This is a genomic window from Peribacillus sp. NPDC096448 (genome assembly GCF_044762675.1).
GTDB classification, from domain to species: domain Bacteria; phylum Bacillota; class Bacilli; order Bacillales; family DSM-1321; genus Peribacillus; species Peribacillus frigoritolerans_B.
The window spans coordinates 126,584-149,470 of the sequence record NZ_JBIWEU010000002.1 but is presented as its reverse complement, the minus strand read 5'-3'; the positions used below and the strand labels follow the sequence as shown (position 1 = coordinate 149,470).

The 22,887-nt window shown below is 37.7% G+C and carries 17 protein-coding genes and 3 pseudogenes; 5 read left to right on the top strand and 15 right to left on the bottom strand.

Annotated elements, in window-relative coordinates; all coding sequences use genetic code 11:
- Positions 1-39: 39 nt before the first annotated feature.
- Positions 40-231 carry a hypothetical protein gene (locus ACIQ0C_RS04605; protein WP_403057413.1) on the bottom strand — a complete coding sequence of 64 codons (192 nt, stop codon included), beginning with the start codon at positions 229-231 and terminating at the stop codon, positions 40-42.
- A gap of 141 nt (positions 232-372) precedes the next feature.
- Here ACIQ0C_RS04605 and ACIQ0C_RS04600 point away from each other — a divergent pair, with 141 nt between their 5' ends.
- A complete protein-coding gene (locus tag ACIQ0C_RS04600) occupies positions 373-894 on the top strand; it encodes a GNAT family N-acetyltransferase (protein ID WP_403057410.1) in 522 nt (173 codons plus the stop codon).
- Positions 895-935: 41 nt separating this feature from the next.
- Here the strand turns inward: ACIQ0C_RS04600 and ACIQ0C_RS04595 are convergent, their stop codons facing one another.
- A complete protein-coding gene (locus ACIQ0C_RS04595) occupies positions 936-3,194 on the bottom strand; it encodes a HelD family protein (protein WP_483878359.1) in 2,259 nt (752 codons plus the stop codon).
- Between the two features lie 334 nt (positions 3,195-3,528).
- Between ACIQ0C_RS04595 and ACIQ0C_RS04590 the strand changes: the two genes are divergently transcribed.
- The gene (locus ACIQ0C_RS04590; RefSeq protein WP_403057404.1) at positions 3,529-3,768 is read left to right on the top strand and encodes a hypothetical protein; all 240 of its coding nucleotides are present in this window, start codon (positions 3,529-3,531) and stop codon (positions 3,766-3,768) included.
- A gap of 215 nt (positions 3,769-3,983) precedes the next feature.
- Here ACIQ0C_RS04590 and ACIQ0C_RS04585 read toward each other — a convergent pair whose 3' ends face one another.
- A complete protein-coding gene (locus tag ACIQ0C_RS04585) occupies positions 3,984-4,385 on the bottom strand; it encodes an RDD family protein (RefSeq protein WP_403057402.1) in 402 nt (133 codons plus the stop codon).
- A gap of 343 nt (positions 4,386-4,728) precedes the next feature.
- On the opposite strand from ACIQ0C_RS04585, the gene ACIQ0C_RS04580 reads away from it, so the two are divergent.
- Positions 4,729-6,348, top strand: coding sequence for an ABC-F family ATP-binding cassette domain-containing protein (locus ACIQ0C_RS04580; protein WP_403057399.1), 1,620 nt, complete (start codon positions 4,729-4,731; stop codon positions 6,346-6,348).
- A gap of 627 nt (positions 6,349-6,975) precedes the next feature.
- Here the strand turns inward: ACIQ0C_RS04580 and ACIQ0C_RS04575 are convergent.
- The 7 genes and pseudogenes from ACIQ0C_RS04575 to ACIQ0C_RS04545 form a co-directional block, all read right to left on the bottom strand.
- Positions 6,976-7,153: pseudogene (locus ACIQ0C_RS04575) on the bottom strand (flotillin family protein); the annotation flags it as partial.
- Positions 7,154-7,373: 220 nt separating this feature from the next.
- On the bottom strand, positions 7,374-8,057 hold the full coding sequence (locus ACIQ0C_RS04570; protein WP_403057396.1) for a C40 family peptidase: 684 nt from the start codon (positions 8,055-8,057) through the stop codon (positions 7,374-7,376).
- A gap of 615 nt (positions 8,058-8,672) precedes the next feature.
- A complete protein-coding gene (locus ACIQ0C_RS04565) occupies positions 8,673-9,716 on the bottom strand; it encodes an aldose epimerase family protein (RefSeq protein ID WP_403057393.1) in 1,044 nt (347 codons plus the stop codon).
- A gap of 278 nt (positions 9,717-9,994) precedes the next feature.
- Positions 9,995-11,389, bottom strand: a complete 1,395-nt coding sequence (locus ACIQ0C_RS04560; RefSeq protein WP_402837655.1) for a sugar porter family MFS transporter — start codon at positions 11,387-11,389, stop codon at positions 9,995-9,997.
- Between the two features lie 240 nt (positions 11,390-11,629).
- On the bottom strand, positions 11,630-13,054 hold the full coding sequence (araA, locus tag ACIQ0C_RS04555; RefSeq protein WP_403057390.1) for an L-arabinose isomerase: 1,425 nt from the start codon (positions 13,052-13,054) through the stop codon (positions 11,630-11,632).
- A 51-nt stretch (positions 13,055-13,105) separates the two neighbouring features.
- Positions 13,106-13,801, bottom strand: a complete 696-nt coding sequence (locus ACIQ0C_RS04550; RefSeq protein ID WP_403057387.1) for an L-ribulose-5-phosphate 4-epimerase — start codon at positions 13,799-13,801, stop codon at positions 13,106-13,108.
- Positions 13,802-13,823: 22 nt separating this feature from the next.
- Positions 13,824-15,434, bottom strand: a complete 1,611-nt coding sequence (locus tag ACIQ0C_RS04545) for a xylulokinase (protein WP_403057385.1) — start codon at positions 15,432-15,434, stop codon at positions 13,824-13,826.
- 348 nt (positions 15,435-15,782) lie between these two features.
- On the opposite strand from ACIQ0C_RS04545, the gene ACIQ0C_RS04540 reads away from it, so the two are divergent.
- Positions 15,783-16,874: a GntR family transcriptional regulator gene (locus tag ACIQ0C_RS04540; protein ID WP_403057382.1), complete on the top strand. Its 1,092-nt coding sequence runs from the start codon at positions 15,783-15,785 to the stop codon at positions 16,872-16,874.
- Between the two features lie 14 nt (positions 16,875-16,888).
- Here ACIQ0C_RS04540 and ACIQ0C_RS27245 read toward each other — a convergent pair.
- A pseudogene (locus tag ACIQ0C_RS27245) lies at positions 16,889-17,139 on the bottom strand (IS110 family transposase); the annotation flags it as partial.
- A gap of 296 nt (positions 17,140-17,435) precedes the next feature.
- Between ACIQ0C_RS27245 and ACIQ0C_RS04530 the strand changes: the two are divergent.
- Positions 17,436-17,525 carry a small, acid-soluble spore protein, H family gene (locus tag ACIQ0C_RS04530; protein ID WP_402837667.1) on the top strand — a complete coding sequence of 30 codons (90 nt, stop codon included), beginning with the start codon at positions 17,436-17,438 and terminating at the stop codon, positions 17,523-17,525.
- A gap of 237 nt (positions 17,526-17,762) precedes the next feature.
- Here ACIQ0C_RS04530 and ACIQ0C_RS04525 read toward each other — a convergent pair whose 3' ends face one another.
- The 4 genes and pseudogenes from ACIQ0C_RS04525 to ACIQ0C_RS04510 all read right to left on the bottom strand — a co-directional run bounded on the left by ACIQ0C_RS04525 (position 17,763) and on the right by ACIQ0C_RS04510 (position 22,851).
- The gene (locus ACIQ0C_RS04525) at positions 17,763-18,728 is read right to left on the bottom strand and encodes a carbohydrate kinase family protein (RefSeq protein WP_403057379.1); all 966 of its coding nucleotides are present in this window, start codon (positions 18,726-18,728) and stop codon (positions 17,763-17,765) included.
- Between the two features lie 117 nt (positions 18,729-18,845).
- The gene (locus tag ACIQ0C_RS04520) at positions 18,846-19,859 is read right to left on the bottom strand and encodes a glycoside hydrolase family 32 protein (RefSeq protein ID WP_403058070.1); all 1,014 of its coding nucleotides are present in this window, start codon (positions 19,857-19,859) and stop codon (positions 18,846-18,848) included.
- Between the two features lie 999 nt (positions 19,860-20,858).
- Positions 20,859-21,884, bottom strand: a pseudogene (locus ACIQ0C_RS04515) (glycoside hydrolase family 32 protein); the annotation flags it as partial.
- A gap of 64 nt (positions 21,885-21,948) precedes the next feature.
- Positions 21,949-22,851 carry an ABC transporter permease gene (locus tag ACIQ0C_RS04510; protein ID WP_225988884.1) on the bottom strand — a complete coding sequence of 301 codons (903 nt, stop codon included), beginning with the start codon at positions 22,849-22,851 and terminating at the stop codon, positions 21,949-21,951.
- Positions 22,852-22,887: the final 36 nt, after the last annotated feature.

Below are 22,887 nucleotides of genomic sequence, written 5' to 3'. Positions count from 1 at the left end.
ATAAACCGCAATGGATTAAAAGTCCAATGCGGTTCATTCTCAATCCAATATTTCCGTTACAGAAAAATATGCCGCTTTTTCCGTATCTACGACATAATGGCAATCGCCTTTAACTAAATTATAATAACGGTGCTTTTGAATATTTGAAATTATTTGAGTTGAGTCATCGCCTTCAACTTCATGCTCTAGTTCTTTGCCGCCCGGAAAATAAAAACCAACTTTCAATTTCATCTTTCTCATCCTTCCCTTCATCTGGTTGATCACTCTTTTATTTCTTAACCTTTCTCATGCAGTTATAAACATAAATAAAATGCTTATTCACTTTTTCCATGATATTCTAGGGGAAAATATGAAAATCAGAAGGTGTTTTTTATGAAGATAAGGAAAGCCATGGAAGAAGATGTAGATGGAATAGCAATTGTACATATAAAAAGCTGGAAAACAACTTATAAAGGAATCCTCCCGGATCAATATTTGTCTTCCTTGAATCTGGAAGCCAAAAAGAAAAACTGGCTAAGAAATTTAAAGATGCTGCATAATTCCACCTTTGTGGCGGAAAACGCCAATGGGGAAATCATCGGTTTCGCTGCAGGGGGACCAGAACAAACGAATGATCCTCATTTTCAAGGTGAAGTATATGCCATTTATTTTTTACAAGAATATCAACGACAGGGACTAGGCCGAAAAATGATAAAAACGGTCATACATGAGCTTATGAAATTGGAACATAAGAATTTAATAATTTGGGCACTAAAGGATAATCCTTCATGCGGTTTTTACAAAGCCCTTGGCGGTCAAGTGATAGCTGAAAAAACCGTTAAAATGGCAGGCATAGAGCTTATCGAAGTCGGTTTCGGATGGGAAGATATTCGAGATATCCTTTTGCATCTGTGAGCATTTCACGAGGAGGGTGGTTACATTCCACCCTACCCCTTTCATGTCTCACGAAGGAAAGCATTTTTATCTTTACCTAAAAAATAAAGCCTGTGCAATGGCCTTGTCATTGTTACGTACAGCAATTTGATATCAAGTTCATTTCCATGGCAATACGCTTCTTCGAGGGATATTGCAAATACGACATCGAATTCGAGACCTTTGGCTTGATAGGAAGGAACAATCAACGTTTTATCTTTAGGGATGTTTCCCGCTTCATCTATTAAATGAAAGCCTTGGTGGAAACCACTTAGTTTCTCGTTAGCCAGTTTGCAATCTTTCATCGTTTTGGCAATAACGGCAAACGTTTTAAAACCTTCTCCTTTAAGGCTTGCGACAAGTTCGATCAGTTCTTCTTCCCACCCTTCCTTTTCAATGGAAATGAATTCTGGATCCTTGCCATGACGGACTACAGGTTCAACTTCCGGGAAATCGTATGTTAACAACTGAAGTATTTCATTAGCTTGTTTCATAATTTCAACAGTTGTTCTGTAGCTTTTTTGTAATTCAGTATACGTCGCCCGAGGGAAAATACGACTGTGAACCTCTTCCCATGTTTGAAGTCCGCGGTATGAATGGATGCCTTGTGCAAGATCGCCTACAAGTGTGAACATATCGGTATCCACTGCCGTCTTTAGGGCCTGTAACTGCATGAAGCTATAATCCTGTGCCTCATCAATGACGACATTTTTTGCTTTGTTTTCTTTATCGACACCAAAAAGCCGCTCCTGTAGATATAATAATGCTCCTAAGTCCTCCATCTCATAACTATTAGCAGAAAATAATTTATGATTGTACTCACATAAAACATTGGCATCTTCAACAGTAAGCTTACCGTTGCTGTAAGAGGCGAGACGCCCCGGATCTTGGTATAATTCCTGATAGTACTCTAGGAGATCTTTACTTTTGAATTGCTTAAAATACCCTTTTACCGAAGAACGGATCGCCTTTTGGATCTGTCCTATCCTTTCCTCTTTTTTATCGAGGCATTTTGTAACAAATTCCTTGCGAATGACTGGATCGATATTCTTATAGAGCGCCTTCTCGATTTTGGCATCATAAAGATCAACAACACGTTCAAGCATTATTTTCTTTTTTAATTTCACTTCATTTTGTAAAATGGCCTTCAGTTTGTCCAGCCTGCTGTATAACGGTAAATACCAATAATCCTCTTCCAATAATCTAATGAACTTCTTAGCGGAATAGAGGCGATATTTATCACAATAAAAATCAGCATCCGGATGAAACCCCCTGAAAATATCCTTTACATATTCGTCCAATATATATTTAAAGGCAGGGGATCCCTTCAGACCTGATATCCAGACGGCTGAATTAATTTCTTCATCATCCTTTTCCAGCAATCGCGTTAATTTATCATCCGCTACAAGCTTCACTTGCTTTCCTATCGCTGCCTGAACATATTCGGAAAACGTGAATTGTTTTACCTTTTCGACACCCAATTCAGGTAAAGCTTCAGATATGTAATCAATGAATACCCGGCTCGGAGCAAGAATCATTAATTGTCGCGGATCGAACAAATCTTTATAGTGATAAATGAAATAAGAGATCCTATGTAAAGCGATTGTGGTTTTACCACTGCCCGCTGCACCCTGGACAATGATAGGTTTATTCAAATCTGCCCGAATGATTTTATTCTGTTCTTCCTGGATCGTGGTAATGATATCTGTCAATCGATTGCTGGAACTTTTGGAAAGGGACTCCTGTAACAGTTCATCCGTTGTTGTCAAATCAATGTCCCTTATCTCCTCCAAAACCCCTTCTTCTATCATTAGCTGTCTTTTTAAAGTGATGTTCCCGCTGAACGTCTCCCCTTCCGCTTCATATTCTATTTCACCAATCCGTCCCTCATAATACAGATTTGCAATCGGTGAACGCCAATCGACGATGATCTGTTCCTGGCTTTCCCTCTGATAGAGCGATGTTTTTCCGAAATAAAGGACTTCACCTCTATCACCGTCATTCCTTACAAAATCCACTCTTGCAAAGTAGGGTTTTTTACTTGCTTTGCGTAAACTTTCAAGTTCGGTTTTGGACATCTCAAAAAAGTTTGCCGTCGTCAGCAACTGTGAATATAAGGCTGATTCAGACCAATCGGCATCACCAAATGCTTCTTGCATATTCCGCTGAAATTGATCTTTGCTTGTTTCTGATGTTTTGATGACTACATCGATATAACGTTTCGTAAAATCCAGCCGCTCTCGTTCCTGTTCAAAGTCAGGGTGATTCCCCAATAAAATCACTTCCCCTTTCTTGTGTATTTATCAAACTTATTAAGGTGCCGATGCTAGGACGAAATGGACATTCATACTATCAGAAAAGCCAATGGTTGACAAATTTGGAGACATAGAATTATATAGTTGCAATTTACATTACCTGATATTTCATATAATTCGAAGAATACACTATATATTCCAGATTGTTATGCAGGAACATTCAAAATGCCTGGTTATGCCTTTCTTCTGCACTTGTCATCAACTCTTAACATAAATAACGCTAATTTAATATTTTATTGGAAACTCACATTATATACTTAAATTACTATTACATAACTTTTTTAAGAAAGTGGGTTCTGTCATGGAAATAAATGAAAGACAACCAATGCTATCCCCTAAATTAATCCATGAACTAGAAATTTTATCATTCAAAACGAATATGCCTGTTTCTGAATTACTGGAAATATCTGTAGTGTCACTGCTGGAAAAAGTGAATAATACCAAAGAACCCAATGTTGGACTTAATAATAAAGAAATGATTTTAAAAAATAAAATAATCATTAATCAAAATAAAGAGGTTTTGAATAACAAAAGCACTTGACCATAAAGGTTAAGTGCTTTTTTGGATCCTAATTGCCACTGTATAGATGGAATAGATATTCTATCGTGGTTTCCAATGTAATATTTATCCCTTAAGATTTCATTTATGCGCCAATAAAGTAGTCAGCTAAATTCCCTTCATATTAAAAAAATCTTCTCGGTTTGAATCTGTAATTTCGAATAAAAAAAGCAGCCATTAAGCTGCTTATCCATTATTCATGGTTTATTTGATGTCACGTATGTACCTGCTATGAAATCATGTATCGCTCTATGGTCTTTCCTTATGCCGACCATGAATGCACTAACAATAAACCCTATCCCTAATGTAATGGCATAAACCAATGCAGCAACTAAATACCTCAATAGCATAGTGCCTATGCCTAATTTTTTGCCGTCCATCCTTACTATGCGTATTCCCATAATCCTTTTACCAACTGTATAGCCATACCATAATATAGGGACAATCAGCATGTAAAGAAAGTCGAAGAACGTTGAAAAGTTTTCATTTTCCCACTCACCGGTAATCAACCCGAAAATTATCGCTAATGGTAAAGATACTATTATGCCATCCAAAACTCCTGCAAATAAACGTTTCCAAAAGCCTACTGAATCGCTCATTATATGACCCTCCTGTTCCGTTAGTTACAGTTACCTATATTACCAATTATAATGTTGCTGCGTAATGAGTCTTTGTGCCCGTATTTTTTCGTCAACAAGAAAAACAACTACATTATTGGTGACAATTTATAAACAAAATTAAATCCTTGTGTAATTTTTGCTTATAAACGTTTGTTTTTGCTAATCTGCCTTTAATTTTCCTAAGAAATAAGATACAATTTAAATGATGCACAGTTTAAAACATACAAGATCGTAAACTGCTGTTTGTGTGAATCAGCGTAAAACTAATGAAACAAAGTGTTGGACACGTTGAAACAAAAGTATTTTGGAGGAATGTAAATAAATGATTACAGTAAATAATGTTGGTTTACGCTATGGCGATCGTAAACTGTTTGAAGATGTTAATATAAAATTCACGCCTGGTAACTGCTATGGCCTGATTGGTGCGAATGGTGCGGGTAAATCCACTTTCTTAAAAATCCTTTCCGGTGAAATTGAAGCGCAATCCGGTGATGTCCATATGGGGCCTGGCGAACGCCTGGCCGTTTTAAAACAAGATCACTTCGCTTATGAAGAGGAAGAAGTCCTTAAAGTTGTCATAATGGGACATGAAAGATTATATGAAGTCATGCAAGAAAAAGATGCCATATATATGAAGGAAAACTTCACGGACGAAGACGGAATGAAGGCGGCCGAACTTGAAGGTGAATTTGCCGAGTTAAACGGCTGGGAAGCTGAACCTGAAGCTTCAATCCTCTTAAAAGGCCTTGGCATTGCAGAAGACCTGCATACGAAGAAAATGGCTGAATTGAACGGTGGCGACAAAGTTAAAGTATTGCTTGCCCAGGCATTATTCGGTAAACCGGATGTTCTTTTACTGGATGAGCCTACCAACCACTTGGACTTAAAAGCGATCAAATGGCTGGAAGAATTCTTGATCAACTTTGAAAACACTGTTATCGTAGTTTCCCATGACCGTTACTTCCTTAACAAAGTTTGTACACATATCGCGGATCTTGATTTCGGTAAAATCAAGGTTTATATCGGTAACTATGACTTCTGGTATGAATCAAGCCAGCTTGCCCTTAAACTGACTCAAGATGCCAATAAGAAAAAAGAAGAAAAAATCAAAGAACTTCAAAATTTCATCGCTCGATTCAGCGCCAATGCATCCAAATCGAGCCAGGCGACATCGCGTAAGAAATTATTGGACAAAATCAGCTTGGATGACATTGAGCCATCTTCGCGCCGCTATCCTTATGTCGGCTTTACGCCTGATCGTGAAATCGGGAACGACCTGCTTCGTGTGGATGGAATCGCGAAAACGATCGATGGTGTAAAAATATTGGATAACGTCAGCTTCACGATGAATAAAGGCGACAAGATTGCATTTGTCGGTAAAGATGAGATTGCTAAAACAACAATGTTCAAAATCTTGGCAGGTGAAATCGAACCGGATAGCGGCTCATTCAAATGGGGCGTTACGACTTCTCAGGCATACTTCCCTAAGGATAATGCTGAATTCTTTGAAGGTGTCGATTTAAATCTTGTTGACTGGCTCCGTCAATATTCTCCTAATGACCAGAGCGAAAGCTTCCTGCGCGGCTTCTTGGGCAGAATGTTATTCTCTGGCGATGAAGTCACGAAAAAGGCAAGTGTACTTTCAGGGGGCGAAAAAGTCCGCTGTATGCTTTCCAAAATGATGTTAAGCGGTTCGAACGTCCTTATGCTTGATGAACCTACTAACCATCTGGACTTAGAGTCGATTACCGCATTGAACAACGGTTTGATCAGCTTTAAAGGATCTATGATCTTTTCTTCTCATGATCATCAGTTCATCCAAACTATAGCGAACCGAATCATTGAACTTACACCAAAAGGTACAGTCGATAAGCAAATGAGTTATGATGAGTACCTTGAAAATGGTGAATTGCAAAAACAAGTGGCTGAAATGTACAAATAATCCTTTTATGAAAGCACATCCTTATTGGATGTGCTTTTTTTCGTTCCTTATTTTTGCTACCTGCCTCTATTTCATACCTTTAATGCATTGAAGGTATAAAAAACACCCTGCAATAAATATAATAATATTCCCCTAAGATGAACACTGAATAATGTCATCGATAAAAAGGTATATTGGTGAGGAAGGAGTGAGTTAGAATTGGATGGTCATACAGTGAAAAATATATTTGATGATACAGGATACCTTTTTTTATATGATAAATTCAGTTATCAATTTTATGTGTCCGGATTGTTCGATTTAGTGGATCAAGAAAAAATAATCTCGGATTTTTTAAATACTTATGGCTTCGATGAAAAAAATCCTCTCTTTTTTGACGACTTTTCCTTTTACTTTAATTGCTTTCATTATTCCCACCAAAAACAAAAGATGATGAATTACTTGAGAACCGACTATGACGAACATATTTGTTAAGTATAAATGATCAAATAAACTGATCATGCCTTTTATAAGCGAAAACTATTTAAAAAGGTAAGAGCATATAAGTGCGCTTACCTTCTTTCATTTTATTTTTTCCCTGTTATTCTTCCTTGCTTGCTGCCATATTCATGTTCGCTTCGGCTCGCTTGATTCGCGCTCGACGGTAGCTATATCGGCATCCCTCTTCACCTGCGTAATCCTTGGCTTTCCGAGCGAATCAAGGTATCCATTTTTATCCTGTTTATGAGTCCCATTTTAGATAAGTCCCGCGAGGCTACCCTCTGTACTTCCTGGGAAAACTTTTCCGGTTTTTATAAATTTCCTCGACTCTCTTACGGGAGAAATCAAAGAATTTATATATGGTATATGGAGTATCCACTATACCCAAGTGTTTCTGGGAGCAATAAAAGCTAAAATTGTATCTTAAAGAAATAAATTTTTTTATGTATCAATACCGACTCTACCATCCGTAGGACTTCTTAGTATCGTAACCTATTGGTTGAACTATAAAAGCCAGTCCCTAAAAAAAGAACTGGCACCTTTCTCTATTACATTCTTTTTGCTCCTAAATACCTTTTTTTCCAATAACTATTATCCATCGAGGAAATGCTGACACCATTTGATGAGGAGCTGTGTATGAATTGATTGCCACCGATATAAATACCGGCATGTGAGGCACCAGGTTTATAGGTTTCATAAAAGACCAAATCACCAACTTGTGGTTTGGACACCTTCGTCCCCTTTTTATATATTTCCGATACCGTTCTTGGTAATGTGACATTTGCGCCTTTATCGAAAGCGTATTTTAGGAATCCGCTGCAATCAAAACCTTTTGGTGTAGTTCCACCCCATACATACCGTACATTCAAATGTTTTTTTGCTTCATTCACTATCGCAGAAGATTTATTGCTTGTTTTATTTTTATTAGCTCCTTTGGATGTCTGCTTTTTTACCCCCAAAGCTTTATATGTATTCGGGCCTACAATACCATCAGCTTTTAAGCCTTTACTTTTTTGGAACTTTACGACTGCACTTTTAGTAACGGTCCCAAAATATTTAGTTGTATTTTTACTCTTAAAATATGCTTTTTTCTTTAGAACCTCTTGTAATTGTTTTACTTCTGTATGAGTCATTCCACTTTTTAATGTACGATCGCCCAATGCAGCACTACTAACCAACGGATTTGATAGCAACAATCCAGACACAACAAAAGATGCTATAATTTTTTTCATTTTCTCCCCCGATTAAATCTCTTTTTTTATAATTCTATCATCTTTAAGTGACACATATATTTACCTAATTTTACATTCTCATTACAAATTTATACATAAAGTGTGCGTAAAATACAAAATAACTAAAATATCCCTCACACTCCCGCAAGAAAGTACTTAAGAGTAAATTTCGCTTAAAAAAGACCCGTTCATAAAAGTGTACTTTTACGAACGAGTTTCTGTACATTACGAATGGATATAACTGTAAATCTCAAACGGGGACAATCGTTAATTTTGTTGCGGCATAGGAAAAGCACCTCCTTTGATTGATACAAGCATCGTACCAGGAGGTGCTACGTATTTAATATGCGTTGTTTAAATTGGCTTACCTTTAACCGTAGTATACGGCCCACTATCTAACTCTTTAGGCTTAAAGATATAAGTAGTTATCCCCTATCCTCCAAAACCCAGTACGAGTGAGTCGCTAACTTTTATTCGTAGGGAATCCCACCCGATATATGTCACGACCTATGCTCGATCGCTCTGAAAGGCCCCGGATCCTGATCTTAACTAGCAGCCGAAATGATGTGAAATTATCGACCTATTTAACACTTTAATACAATAACGCTGGAAACTTCAGTTGAGCGGGGTCCTGACCTTAATTTTATATTTTGTTTGAGAAGTATAATTTACGCCTGCTAAAAGAAGAATATCTCCAAAATCTTCAAACTCAATCGCTCCTGGAGCAGCTTGGGTTTCAAACGTTATTCCGCCGTGTTGAATTAATTTTTCTCCGTGCATAAGTGGGACACCTTTCACAAAGTTTGCAGTGTAAATGACAACCGCAGGCTCTTCTGTGTATACCTCGACTGTTATTTTCTGGTCAGGACTAATTAATTTGGCTGCAGTTTGATGAATCCCTGAGCACGTAAGGAAGAATGGATGATCGATTCCTTGAACCTTTTTAACTTCTGCGTCAACGGCTTCAAAGGTTGTTTTTAATTTCTTCGGGGTTCGAAAATCATAAGGCGTGCCAATTGTGCTTCGTTTTTCCCCAGTTACCGTGGTATCTTCATTTACTGGTGCAAATTCTTCAGAAGAGATTTGTAAGTAATGATCATCGATCGGATTGCTGGGATGCCCTGTTAAGTTAAAATAGACGTGATTGGTCGGATTAAAAATTGTGTCTTTATCACTTTTTGCTTGATAGCTCACTGACCAAATATTTAAGTTGTCTAATGTATAAGTCACACTTACTTTCAAATTCCCCGGAAAACCATTCTCGCCATCAGGTGAGTGGGTTGAAAAAATGATCGATGCACTTTCATCCGTTTCCTCCACTTCATAATCCCAGATTTTTTCATCGAATCCAGGGTTGCCACCGTGTAATGTATTCCCCAATTGATCTACAGATGTATGGTAACGAGATTCACCAATTGAAAATTCGCCATTTTTTATTCTGCCAGCGACTCTTCCTATTGTTGCTCCATAATATGTTTCTTTTTTGTAATCCTCAATCGAGTCAAATCCCAATACGATATTTTTACGACCCGATTCCGTTAATACGAAAAGATTGACGATTCTTGCACCAAAGTTTGTAACTTCTATTCTTACTCCATGATCATTTTCTATAGTAAACAGCAAGACTTCATTTCCAAACGAGCTTTGTGATACTTTCACTTTTTTCAGCTCCTTTCCCTATTAAGTTCCCTTCATATAAATAAAAGCTAAAACACCATGAATTGCACTAAAAGTTCAGCAAACATTTTTAATAGTTAAATAGCCCGAAGTAGCAAGAAAGGAATCAAATGAGTAAATCAACATGTTCATGATGTGTATGTGTAGATCATAATTACAGAAGTATTTTCCCTTATGCCCCCCTAATTTATAATGCTGCTTAACTCTTCTATTTGCGCATAGCTTCTTTGAATTCCGCTCCAAACCTTAATAGGTCTATTTTAAGCACTTTTCCCCTTGGATTGTCTACTTTCTCCAATCTTTTCAATTTCCTCCAAAGTATGACCTCTAGTTTCAGGAACGCATGTCCGGATAAATAAAACACCAAGTAAACAAATAGCACCGAAGATTGCAAAAACGGCTTCTTGAGACATCGAAGCGGTCATGATTGGAAATAGCAATCCAACCAAGAAAGAACCAATCCAGTTAAATGATGAAGCTACTCCTGACGCCCGCCCGCGAATTACCAGCGGGAAAATTTCTCCAACTAAGACCCAAGTTAAAGGAGCCCACGTGAATGAATAAAGTGCAACATAGATACTTAAAAAAACAACCATCATCATCGGATTAGCATTAGGAATTAATAAATTCAATATTGCCGGCAAAATAAAGGATAGCCCCATAATAGTTCCGCCTATTGTTAATAAAGTACGGCGATTAAATTTATCAGCAATCATTAGGAATATTAATGAACCTAGTACGAGAATAACCCCTTGAATAATTGGCCACATCAATACTGAGCTGGCTTCATGCCCTGTTGCTTTTTCCACAATCATAGGAATATAATAAAAAATTGCGTTTGCTCCCTGGAACTGTTGAAACGCCGCAACACCCACACCAGCAATTACTAAATAACGGTATTTATAACTTAAAAGGGTACCCCATGATGCTTTTTGATTTACCTTTGCTTCCTCTTTAACAGTTTCTTGTATTTGGGTTATTTCAGAATCAATTTGTTCTTTGTTCGAGCGAATATAGCCCAACACTTTACGAGCCTCATTAATTTTATTGTTCTTAATTAAAAAACGTGGTGATTCGGGTAACCTGGACACTCCAATAAATAAGATCAAAGCAGGTACGGCAGCCAAACTAAGCATCAACCGCCATGCCATTGTGCCTGGTAAGTCTTTCAATAAATAAGCGACAATGTACGAAAGCAACATTCCAGAGACAATCATTGTTTGATTAATTCCTGACAGACGTCCACGTAAACGTGCAGGCGCCATTTCCGACATATAGGCTGGGACCAACGCAGAAGCAGCTCCAACAGCCAACCCTAATAAAATCCGAGCAACAATCATAAAAAGGATCCCATTATGAGGGGATATTCCTGCCAAAATGGATCCAACAGCAAAAATGATAGAAGATATTAAAATCATTTTGCGCCGTCCTAAACGATCAGAAAGTTGTCCGGCCAGGGCACCTCCAAAAATAGCTCCAAACATCAACGAAGAGGTAATCCAGCCAATAGCACCAGGGTTGTTTTGAAGGTTCCAATCATGTTGCAGAAAAGGCAAAGCACCCGTCATAACGCCGATATCATAACCGAAGAGAATGCCTCCAAAAGCCCCAAAAAAATAAATGAATCCACTTGAGATTTTCTTTTCATTAACCATTTAAGTTCCCCCCTAAAGGTTTTAAAATTATATTTAAAATAAATCCCACTACTAAAAGTTATTTATTAGGATGAAATCTGTGTCATTCTGCTATTAAAGCGCTTTCATCTTTTCCCTGAAAACCACGAACACGCTTACGAATAAGGGATCATCCTAATGGTTCCTATTTCCAGTCTACAACGTCTGGATTACCTATTTTTTCCCTCCAAGGAAGCAGAGCCTCCTTGGAGGGAAGAGACATTACTTAATAACTACGTATTCCAAGCCAACAAGTTTTGCATAGGTTATGATTTGGTCTGTCGTTAAATTCAATGACACAACTGTATGGTGACCGCCACCATTCTCAAGCCAAGCTTTCACTCCATCTTGGAAATTTGGCTTCACTTCCCAAAGTACTCGGGCCACTGGAAGGTTTGGTGCTGGAACTGTTGGCTCGAATGCAGAAACTTCATTAATCAAAAGTTTATAGTTTGTACCAAAGTCAGCCATGGAAACAACGATACCGTCTCCTGCTTTGCCGTCGAATACTAAACGTGCTGGATCTTCACGATCACCTATACCTAATGGGGATACGACAATTTTTGGTTTGTTACTTGCTAAAGATGGGTCGACTTCAAGCATATGTGATTGGAGGATCGATTCTTGTCCAGCAGCTAGTTCATATGTGTAATCTTCCATAAAGCCAGTTGATTGGTTATGGCTCATCACTTTCAGTAAGCGATCAAGTGCTGCCGTCTTCCAATCTCCTTCACCCGCAAAGCCATATCCTTGTGCCATCAAACGTTGGACGGCAAGACCAGGAAGTTGTTTCATCCCATATAAATCTTCGAAGTTCGTTGTGAAGGCCGTGTAACCACCATCATCAAGGAAACGTTTAATCGCAATTTCATAGCTTGCCTGTACCTTTACGCTTTTCTCCCAATCTTCCCTACTGTAGGTACCATAAAAAAATTCATATTGGCCTTCATATTCTGCAAATAAAGCATAAATTTCTTCATCAGTAACCTCATTTATATATTGGACAAGGTCTCCGATTCCAAAATAGTCAACTGTCCACCCAAATTGGATTTGCGCTTCAACCTTATCCCCTTCGGTTACTCCAACGTTACGCATGTTGTCTCCAAAGCGAGCGACCTTAATGTTGAAGCTTTCGTTATAAGCAACCGCTACGTCCATCCATTGAGCAATTTGCTGTCGCACTTCAGGGCGCTCCCAATAACCTACAACAACTTTATTTTGTTTTTTCAATCGGGCATTGATAAAACCATATTCACGGTCACCATGAGCGGATTGGTTTAGGTTCATAAAGTCCATATCAATCGTTGCCCAAGGAATACTTTCGTTGAATTGTGTAGCTAAATGAAGCAATGGTTTTTGTAATAATTTTGTTCCACGAATCCACATTTTTGCAGGTGAGAAAGTATGCATCCAAGTGATGACACCGGCAACTTCGTTACGATAGTTGACTTCTTTCATGATGCTTGTGATTTTATCTGCACTAACAGCTAAATCTTGCAATACAAGTGGATAAGGTAAAATACCGCTTTCATTTAATGCATCGGTTATCGTTTGTGCATGCGCCTTGACCTCAGCTAACGCTTTTTCACCATATAGATGTTGTGATCCTACGACAAACCAAAATTCCTTTTTTTCTGTTGTTAACATAATAAGCCTCTTTTCTTTATCTAATGGTTTGATAATTTGATAGAGTTGCCCTTACTTTTGACCGTAATAAGCATATTTTCCATGTTTTCGTAAATAGTGTTTATCCAAAATATTTTGTGGTAATTCTTTTGCAAAATGATTTAATTCCCGTGTAAATAAATTCATTTTCGAAACTTCATCCAACACCACACTATTCATTACGGCGGATTTTGCATCTTTGCCCCAAGTAAACGGACCATGACCATGAAGTAAGACACCAGGAACGGCTAAAATGTCTAACCCACGTTCTTCAAATGTTTCGATGATTAACTTCCCAGTCTCCACTTCGTACCCACGATCAATCTCCTCTTGTGTTAGGTGGCGGGCACATGGAACGGATCCATAAAATGTGTCTGCATGAGTGGTCCCCATCGCTGGAACATCAAGGCCTGCTTGAGCCCAGATTGTCGCCCAAGTTGAATGAGTATGCACAATGCCGCCGATTTCTTGGTAATACTTATAAAGTACTGCGTGAGTCGCTGTATCTGACGAAGGCCTCAACTCTCCTTCAACTACATTGCCATCTAAATCAACAACAACCATATCGCTGGCTTTCATCGTTTCGTAATCAACACCACTAGGTTTGATAACAAATAAACCACTTTCACGATCAATGGCACTCGCATTTCCCCATGTATATTTCACAAGTCCATATTTAGGCAAGTCCAAATTTGCTTGAAATACCTCTTCTTTCAGTTCTTCTAACAAGTCAATCCCTCCAGTTTTCCACTCATAACATCAAATTGTCAACTGCGGCCTGCTCAATCACTAAACCCTTCCTGTATCTTTCAATAAATGCTTCAAATCCTTTAACATCTACTTGATCAGGATAAATTTCTTGCCCATCAACCTCTTCGAATACTTTTTTGTCGAGGAAGTCTTCTAAACTTTCTTTTTGACCTTTATTCATCATGTAAGATGCAAGAATCGCCATTCCCCACGCTCCGCCTTCTCCTGCTGTTGACATAACTGTTACTGGAGTATTCATTGCAGCGGCAACAATTTTTTGTCCAACAAGAGGGGTTTTAAATAAACCACCGTGAGCCAAAATACGATCAATTGCAACATTTTCTTCTGTTGTCAAAATTCCCATTCCGATTTTCAATGCACCGAAAGCAGTAAAAAGGTGAGTCCGCATAAAGTTTGCTAAATTGAATTGACTCTCAGGCGAGCGAACAAATAATGGTCGCCCTTTTTCTAATCCTGTGATATTTTCACCTGAGAAATAACCGTAGCTAAGCAAACCGCCACCATCTGGATCCGCTTCCAAAGCTTTATTCAACATTACTTCAAATAATTTATTTGTATCAACCTTTTGTCCCATTGCCTCAGAAAATTCTCGGAACAATCCCAGCCAAGCATTGAGATCACTTGAACAGTTATTCGCGTGAACCATTCCAACTGGACTTCCGTTTGGTGTAGTTACCAAATCAATTTCTGGATATACTTTTGAAAGTTCTTTCTCTAGTACAATCATGGCAAAAACGGAAGTTCCTACTGAGATGTTTCCGGTACGTTTCCTCACACTATTCGTAGCAATCATTCCAGTTCCGGCATCGCCTTCCGGTGGGCAAATTGGAGTGCCTGGTTGTAAATTTCTTGATCTATCCAGGATTTTCGCTCCAATTTCGGTTAATTCACCCGCTTGCTCGCCTGAAATGTAGACTTTAGGAAGAATCTCTTTTAGCTTCCAAGGATAACCTTTCGTCGCAATTAAATCGTCAAATTGCTTGACCATTGACTCATTGTAATCTTGCGTTGATTCATCAATTGGGAACATGCCTGAAGCATCTCCAATGCCAATTGCTTTATTACCAGTCAATAACCAGTGAATGTATCCAGCCAAAGTAGTAATACAATCAATGCGCGGCAAATGTTTCTCTTCATTTAATATTGCTTGATAAAGGTGAGCAATACTCCATCGTTCAGGGATATTAAATTGAAATAGATTAGTTAGTTCTTTTGCTGCAACACCAGTTGTTGAGTTACGCCAAGTTCGAAACGGAACTAGTAGCTCCCCTGTACTGTCAAAAGCCATATACCCGTGCATCATTGCAGAAAATCCAATAGAACCTATTTTTCGAATTGTAATTCCGTAATTCCGTTCAACTTCTTGCTTCATTTCACTATAAGCTGTTTGCAGACCAGTGATAATATCCACTAAGTTGTACGTCCAAATTCCTTCTTCCAAGGAGTTTTCCCACTCATAACTTCCAGATGCGATAGTTTCATAACGTTTATCAATCAACACCGCTTTAATACGTGTGGATCCAAATTCGATTCCAAGTGAAGTTTCTCCCTCGGTAATCACATGTTTAATTTTCACTCGATTCGTTTGCACGTTAATCCCCTCCTGACAGCGCTTTCAATAATAGGAGGCGCTTAAATATACTAACAACCATATTATATTTTTTTGTACGTACATTTGTCAACAATATATATTATTTATACTTACAACTTTCAAGTGGAATACTCCATCCTTACCTTAAAGTTAGTAAATTAGTAATAAAGGAATTTATGCGACATGAAACCTAAAGGTAAATAAGAGGAATTTATAACTTTTCTAAAATTTATACAAAAAATAAGGTGATTTGTTTTAATTCACTCGAAATTATGTTAAAATATGTCCGCACAAATATTCCAAACAAATAAATTAGAATGCAAACAACTATGAAAGAAGTGAGGTTTAATGAAACCAAAGTATCAGGTAATCATTGATGATTTAAAAAATAAAATCCTTATAGGTGAATATAGTGTAGGGGAACAAATACCTACTGAATCCGTCATGCAAGAAATGTATAACGTCAGCCGCCACACTGTACGAAAGTCCATTTTAGAATTATCAAACGAGGGATTCTTAAGAAGTGAAAAAGGATCTGGCACATATGTTAGTAACCAATATCAATCAAAATCTGGTGGCAATTCCAAAAATAAAACGATAGGTGTAATCACGACCTACATTTCTGATTACATTTTCCCTTCCATTATCCGCGGAATTGAAAGAAGATTGAATGAAGATAATTATTCGTTACTATTAGCCAGTACAAATAATGATGTCGAACAAGAAAAAAAAGCCTTGGAAATGATGTTGTCATTTGGCGTGGATGGTTTGATCATTGAACCTACAAAAAGCAATCTATACAATCCCAACATCGGTTACTACCTATCGTTTAAGGAACAAGAGGTTCCATTCATCATGATCAACGCTTATTATGAAGAATTAGAGGTTCCTTTCTTTTGCCTAGATGATGTGCAGTCAAGCTACCTCGCAACAAAAGAATTGATTTCAAAAGGACACACCCAAATTGGACTCATTTCGAAAATGGATGATTTACAAGGAAAGTATCGAATGAAGGGATATATAAAAGCACTTGGAGAAGCCAAATTACGCTTTCAACCAGAGCAATTGCTTTCGTATACTACAGAAACGAAGCTAGACCTATACACGAACTTGAAAGGGTTCCTAGATGAAAATAGAGACGTGTTGACTGCCATTGTTTGCTATAACGACGAGGTAGGGTTGGAAGTAGCAAATGTATGCAGACAACTTGATATTTCTATTCCCGAACAATTATCAATTATTGGCCAGGACAATTCTTATATTGCGAAAAATGCTAATATCAAACTAACGACATTGACACACCCACAAGAACAAATGGGACATGATGCAGCTGATTGGGTCATTAAGAAATTACAGGGAAAGAAGGATTTACCAAACGAAACCTATTATCAACCAGTGTTAATTGAAGGAGAAACTGTCAAAGAGTTAGATATACAATAATCTTAGTGTGTGATGCCTGTAGGCTCCATTCCCACAATGGCTGCCTCCAGTTTATTAAGTCTTTGAAGCTTATCCATCCATTTTAATAAACCAGCAAATCCATTTTCATTATTTTTAATTGCAAGTGGATCTACGACTACAACTCCACGGAAATTCACGGCTCCAGCCTCATGTAATTGTTGGTCGATATCTACCCCAACAATAAGGTGTTTACCGGAAATTCTCTCGATTAGTTGATTTGTTTACCTTGCATTTTAAACTTCATATTAGGGTTCCTCCTAGAGTTAGAGTGGTGTCTTACTCCATATCTTACTGGAGCCCTATTTTTTTCAATGCTGAAGTATAACGAACTGAAGGAATGCTAACCTGCCCCGTTTTGTTCCATAGAAAAAGGCTGCCTCAGCAACCTCCCTTTTTAAAGTAAGACTTATTAGTTCAGTAAGGATTCTTGGAATTATTTTAATAAAACATTATATCTAAGGGAATTGGAATAAATATTAAAACTGTTGCAAACCAAATGAGGTGGCTAAACGAGCAGAAGAAATTGCTTAATCGCCAATTATGGCTAACGTAACCCACAACGAGGAAAATATCTACATTGAAAACGTAGGTGAACAAGATGGAACAGGTACAATCCTTTCCCTTGATTAACCAAGTAAAAAACAAAGTGTGTCTGTGACCAGCTTAAAAGAACAGTAATTTGTCAATATTTCCTCGATACATGTTAAGATTAAGTTCATTGACCATCTTCTTTAAAAATCTATCCCTTTGTTTACATCTACACTATATCTCTTTGCCATCCCTTTGCTGGGTGATTCTACTATTACTGAAGTTGCTTATCAAGTTGGTTTTAATAGTACAAGCTATTATATTAAAGAACGATGAAGACTAAATCTTATATATATCCTCTTCGTTTGGTAGAGAAGAAATCGCTCCTACCTTCGTACACACGACGGCACCTACTTTATTTGCAAAAAGAATGATCTCTTTAAGTTTACTAAAATCACTAAAAATTGTGTCATTGGACTCAAGATTTGCAAATTGAAATAAAGCAGCACCGACAAATGCATCACCAGCACCAGTTGAGTCAATTGAATTTACTTCGACGCTGTTTATTACACTCATTCCACTTCCATTTGAAAGAAGAGTGCCTTCCCATCCAAGGGTAACAGCCACTATTTTTACCCCTAAATGATGGAGCATTGCTATTCCATCATATTTATCCATTTTTCCCGTGATTAGTTCAAGCTCTAATTCGCTTACTTTTACAAAGTCAGCCATTGATATACCCTTTCTAGCAAAACTAATAAATTCAGCCACTCTATTTTTCCATAAATCATGTCGGAAGTTAGGGTCAAACGATAAAAATATCCCCCTATTTTGCGCAAATTCCATTGCCTTTAAATAAGTTGTTTTAAAAGGGTTTTCCAGAAATGCAGTTGCAGATCCAAAGTGAATGATCTTAGCACCACTTAATCTATCTAGGTATAAGTTATCCTCTGTTAAATTTCGATCCGCTCCTCTATTAAATACAAAATCCCTTTCACCATTTGCTTGTAAAGAAACAAATGCTAAAGTAGTTGGTGCTAAATCGTCAGTAACAATCATCGATGTATCAACCCCTACCTCTTTTATCGTTTCTATTAAAAATAGTCCAAATGGGTCATTTCCTACTTTTCCAATTAGACTCGCTTCCCCACCTAGCTTTGAAATAGTAGCTGCGACATTCGCTGGTGCACCCCCGGCTTTCTTTAGAAAATGATTACCTTCTATTAAATTAACATCAATATCTGTACAATAAAAATCGATCAAAAGCTCCCCAACGCATATGACTGCGCGGTTTGTTTTATTCATCTACATTACACTCTCCATTCTTTTGATTTAGGTAAAATGAAAGGCTATCGATCATTTTCGACAGCCTTCATAAACTCTTACTATCAACCCCTCTTTAATAGGATTGAAATTTAGTCTTTATCTTTTCCATATACTCTTTAAAGGGTATATTTTCAAAGACTTTAATGTAACTTCTCCACCCTTACTATAAATTTGCAATCCTTTACTTGATGGATCCGGGAAAATTTGATCAGAAATAACCGTTTCACCTTTGTTTCCAAACACTTCTACAGCAGATCGGTCAATGAAAATATGCATTTTCACAGTCCCATTTAATGCATTTAACGGTCCGTCATGCTTACCAACTACATTGTTCCCATAATCAAAGCTTCCTGAACTTGAACGGTCTACGAATAACTGTTTGGCGGCAACATCATAGCCAATAGTCGTATATTCAGTTGCTCCTTTACGAACTTGAAAGCCGAATTCAGTTGCTTTTATATCATCTACATCAAACTCAGCTATCATTTCAAATGTATCTTCTGATAGTTTAGATAGGAGATTACTTTCACCAGATATGACTTTATTTTTATATGAAATTTTTTCACTCTTATCTCGAATGGTTTTTAAAGAAACTGGTGTTTGTTTTAAACGTAAACCTTCATCTGTCTGAGTTAGCTCCATCTTTCTTGGCAATGTCGTTGAACTTCTCCAAGTCGAAGTTGGTGTATTATTTGCATATTGCCAATTACTCATCCAGCCAATCCAATATTTTTCGCCATTCTTTCCTTCAATTCCGCTCCAATCTACTGCGGCATAATAATCTGCCCCATAGTCAGTCCATAACACTTGATCGGAAGGATTTTCATTTTTAAACGTTTTCCCGTCAAAGGTACCTACAAAATATTGCATACCTGACCCGCCTGCAGGAGCGCCATCATTAATGCTTACCTGTAGTACCCATTTTGTTTTTGAAGGGTCACCATCAATTGGTAATTCGATTAGAGTAGGACATTCCCAAATCCCTCCGTTACTACCATGAGTAGAAGGTATCCACTCTCCAGAAACAGCAGACCAGTCTGTAAGGATGCCGCTTTCTTTTGAATCGTCTTTCTCAGGCTCTTTGACAACTTGGTCTACTTCATTTGGCATGGCCCCTTCATTATAAACATTAACATCATCCATGTTTAAATGACCCCAACCACCTGTAGCTTGGTCTACAGCTTTAATATATAACACTTCTCCAATGTATTTCGAAGCATCCCAGACGTATTTTTGATATTTTTCTTCTTTAAATTTGGTATTGGCTTGTCGAATTAATTCTTGATCATCAGAGGCTCTCACTAACGAAACATAGCGGTTGTTGATATCATTACCACCGCCCAACAGAAAGTTGATTTCTCCAGAGCCATCTAGTTTAAAATATGAGGAGTGCAGTTCACCTGTTGCGTCATCTCCCTTTTGAAGATCAGTAAACCCCCATAAGTGGTAGTTTCCTTGGTGGCCGAAATCCCCTCCCCAGTATGATGGTACATTTGTCACATGATCTTTTGTGAAAGCATTACCTTCGATTGTACTCCACCCAGTTAGATCACCTGTCTCAAAATCATGATTAGTAATTTCCTTCTCATTTGTCATGATGTTCTTACCAACTTGAACATCTTGGAATAACGTGGATGAATTCCAAACATTTAAGCCAAAATGCCCTGATGAAAAAGTTGAATCATTTACATCATGAATGAGATTACCATCTAAAGAAATTTTAATATTTTTTCCATGAGTGCTTGCTTTTAAATGGTACCTTTTATCTGTATCTAGATTTATTGTTTTTTCAGCTAAAATGGATATGTCTCCATTTTCGATTTTCATGATTTTTATTGTATCGTTTAAAGCATCGATATTCGCCATATAACCGTTTGTTGCATTAGGATCTGCACGAAAAACGAGCGAGCCAGCTCCTTTGCCACCTTTTTCCCCAGATATCTCAATGTTTGCTTCATAAAAAAAGTTATCCCCTGTTTGACCACTCATTACAAAAGCGTCCTCCGTAGAGGTTCCACTTTTTCCATCCATCGTGCTCTCCCAGCTTCCGTTTACATCTGACCATTTTGATAAATTGGTTTCAAAGTTAGATGTATTCTTGAACTCCACATTTCGAAAGGCAACCGTTGAATTCCACGCTGACAATCCATAGTATCCATAATCGAATTCTATATCTGTTTTTTTTATAACAGATTGATCGTTTACAAAGACTTGAATTTGATCCCCATCTGTTTCCACCTTCACATGGTAGGTAGTTGAAGTTTTGAGGGTAAAAGGTTTTCTCATAATTACCTCGTTTGTTCCATCTACATTCTTACTTAATGTTATGACATCGTTTTTGGCATCTAAGCTCGCAACATAGCCGTTCTTTGCACTCCTATCTGACCGAAAAACTAAACCGCCTGCCCCTTCTCTCCCATTCTTCTCATTAAGGGTAATATCACCCTCATAGCTAAATGATTCACCTGTCTGGGATGACATGGTATAAGAAGTTCTGTCTAAGCTATTTGCTTGTATTCCACCATCTTCGCCGAATTCACTTGCATACTCCCATTCTTTTAAATTTGGTGAGGTATAAAACATAATCTTATCCTTAGCCGCTAACGACATAACCCACTGGTTTGATTCTTCATGCCAAAATACTTTAGGATCGCGCCAATCTTGTATAGGAGGGTCTGGCATTACGGGATTCCCTTTATATTTTTCCCAAGTTCTTCCTTTATCTAGGCTATACGCTATACTTTGGACTTGCTTATCCCCTGCATGCGTAAAGATGGCAACCATTGCTTCTTTTCCAAAGCCAGCTGTATTGTTCCAATCAATAACAGCACTCCCCGAGAAAATCTGACCGTTTTCATCCGGCGATAAAGCAATCGGCAAATGCTCCCAATTAACAAGATCTTTACTGACAGCATGCCCCCAATGCATCGGTCCCCATGTCGTTCCATACGGATGATATTGATAAAACAAATGATATTCACCTTTATAAAAAACCATACCATTCGGATCATTCATCCAGTTAGCTTCAGGAGAAAAATGAAATTGATTACGGTATGGTTCATTATAATACCCAGGGTCTTCTGCATATGCACTATTCAATGGTAAACAAGTGACAGTTGAACATATTAGAAGAATACTAATAATCCTCTTCACTTTAATTTCACATCCCTTTTTTAAAATCTAAACTGACATGTGATCGCTATGCTGGACTATTTCCGCGTAATCGATCTAATAAAACGGCTGCTACAATAACTCCACCTTTTACAACTAACTGCCAATAATAGTTGACATCCATTAGAGTTAACCCATTACTGATTACCCCCATAATTAAAACCCCAATAATTGTTCCTATTATTTTCCCTTTTCCACCTGTTAAACTTGTTCCTCCTAGAATAACAGCAGCAATTGCGTCTAATTCATACATTTGACCAGCAGTTGGCTGTCCAGAAAACAACCTTCCCGCTAAAACGACTCCTCCTAAACCAGCTAGTAAACCACTAATCGAATACACATTGATTAAAGACTTTTCAACCTTAATTCCAGTTAACCGAGCTGCCTCTTCATTGCCACCAATCGCATAAATATGACGACCAAACATCGTATATTTAAGAACAAAAAACATCACAACATATACTAAAGACATGATATAAATAGGAGTGGGGATTCCAAAAATACTTCCACCACCGATGAATTTAAATGTTTCGTTTTGTAAAACAATTGGATAACCGCCACTAATGACATAAGCAAGTCCACGAACATATGTGAAGCTGCCTAGTGTAACAATAAATGCTGGTAACTTTGCTTTGGCTGTGAGAAATCCATTAATCAGTCCTACTGCATACCCTACTAGTACGCCTGATAACATCGCAATAATAGGATTAACTCCTGCAGAAGAGACCATGACTGAGATAACGCCAGATAGAGCAACTGTTGCACCAACTGATAAATCAATACCACCAGTTAAAATAACAATTGTCATCCCAGCAGCTAAAATAGCAATAATAGAAACTTGTTTTAATACATTCAATAAATTGGCTGTATCTAAAAAATTTGGTGCTGTAAATGAAAGTACTACACACAATAATAATAAAATCATGATCATGCCAAGCCTATTCCATAAAGAATAAAGGACATTTCC

Bases quoted from the DNA above. Each gene is read 5' to 3' on its own strand.
- ACIQ0C_RS04605 (WP_403057413.1), bottom strand. From the start codon at position 231: ATGAAATTGAAAGTTGGTTTTTATTTTCCGGGCGGCAAAGAACTAGAG.
- ACIQ0C_RS04600 (WP_403057410.1), top strand. From the start codon at position 373: ATGAAGATAAGGAAAGCCATGGAAGAAGATGTAGATGGAATAGCAATT.
- ACIQ0C_RS04590 (WP_403057404.1), top strand. From the start codon at position 3,529: ATGGAAATAAATGAAAGACAACCAATGCTATCCCCTAAATTAATCCAT.
- ACIQ0C_RS04585 (WP_403057402.1), bottom strand. From the start codon at position 4,385: ATGAGCGATTCAGTAGGCTTTTGGAAACGTTTATTTGCAGGAGTTTTG.
- ACIQ0C_RS04580 (WP_403057399.1), top strand. From the start codon at position 4,729: ATGATTACAGTAAATAATGTTGGTTTACGCTATGGCGATCGTAAACTG.
- ACIQ0C_RS04570 (WP_403057396.1), bottom strand. From the start codon at position 8,057: ATGAAAAAAATTATAGCATCTTTTGTTGTGTCTGGATTGTTGCTATCA.
- ACIQ0C_RS04560 (WP_402837655.1), bottom strand. From the start codon at position 11,389: ATGGTTAATGAAAAGAAAATCTCAAGTGGATTCATTTATTTTTTTGGG.
- araA (WP_403057390.1), bottom strand. From the start codon at position 13,054: ATGTTAACAACAGAAAAAAAGGAATTTTGGTTTGTCGTAGGATCACAA.
- ACIQ0C_RS04540 (WP_403057382.1), top strand. From the start codon at position 15,783: ATGAAACCAAAGTATCAGGTAATCATTGATGATTTAAAAAATAAAATC.
- ACIQ0C_RS04530 (WP_402837667.1), top strand. From the start codon at position 17,436: ATGGCTAACGTAACCCACAACGAGGAAAATATCTACATTGAAAACGTA.
- ACIQ0C_RS04525 (WP_403057379.1), bottom strand. From the start codon at position 18,728: ATGAATAAAACAAACCGCGCAGTCATATGCGTTGGGGAGCTTTTGATC.
- ACIQ0C_RS04520 (WP_403058070.1), bottom strand. From the start codon at position 19,859: ATGCCAAATGAAGTAGACCAAGTTGTCAAAGAGCCTGAGAAAGACGAT.
- ACIQ0C_RS04510 (WP_225988884.1), bottom strand. From the start codon at position 22,851: ATGATCATGATTTTATTATTATTGTGTGTAGTACTTTCATTTACAGCA.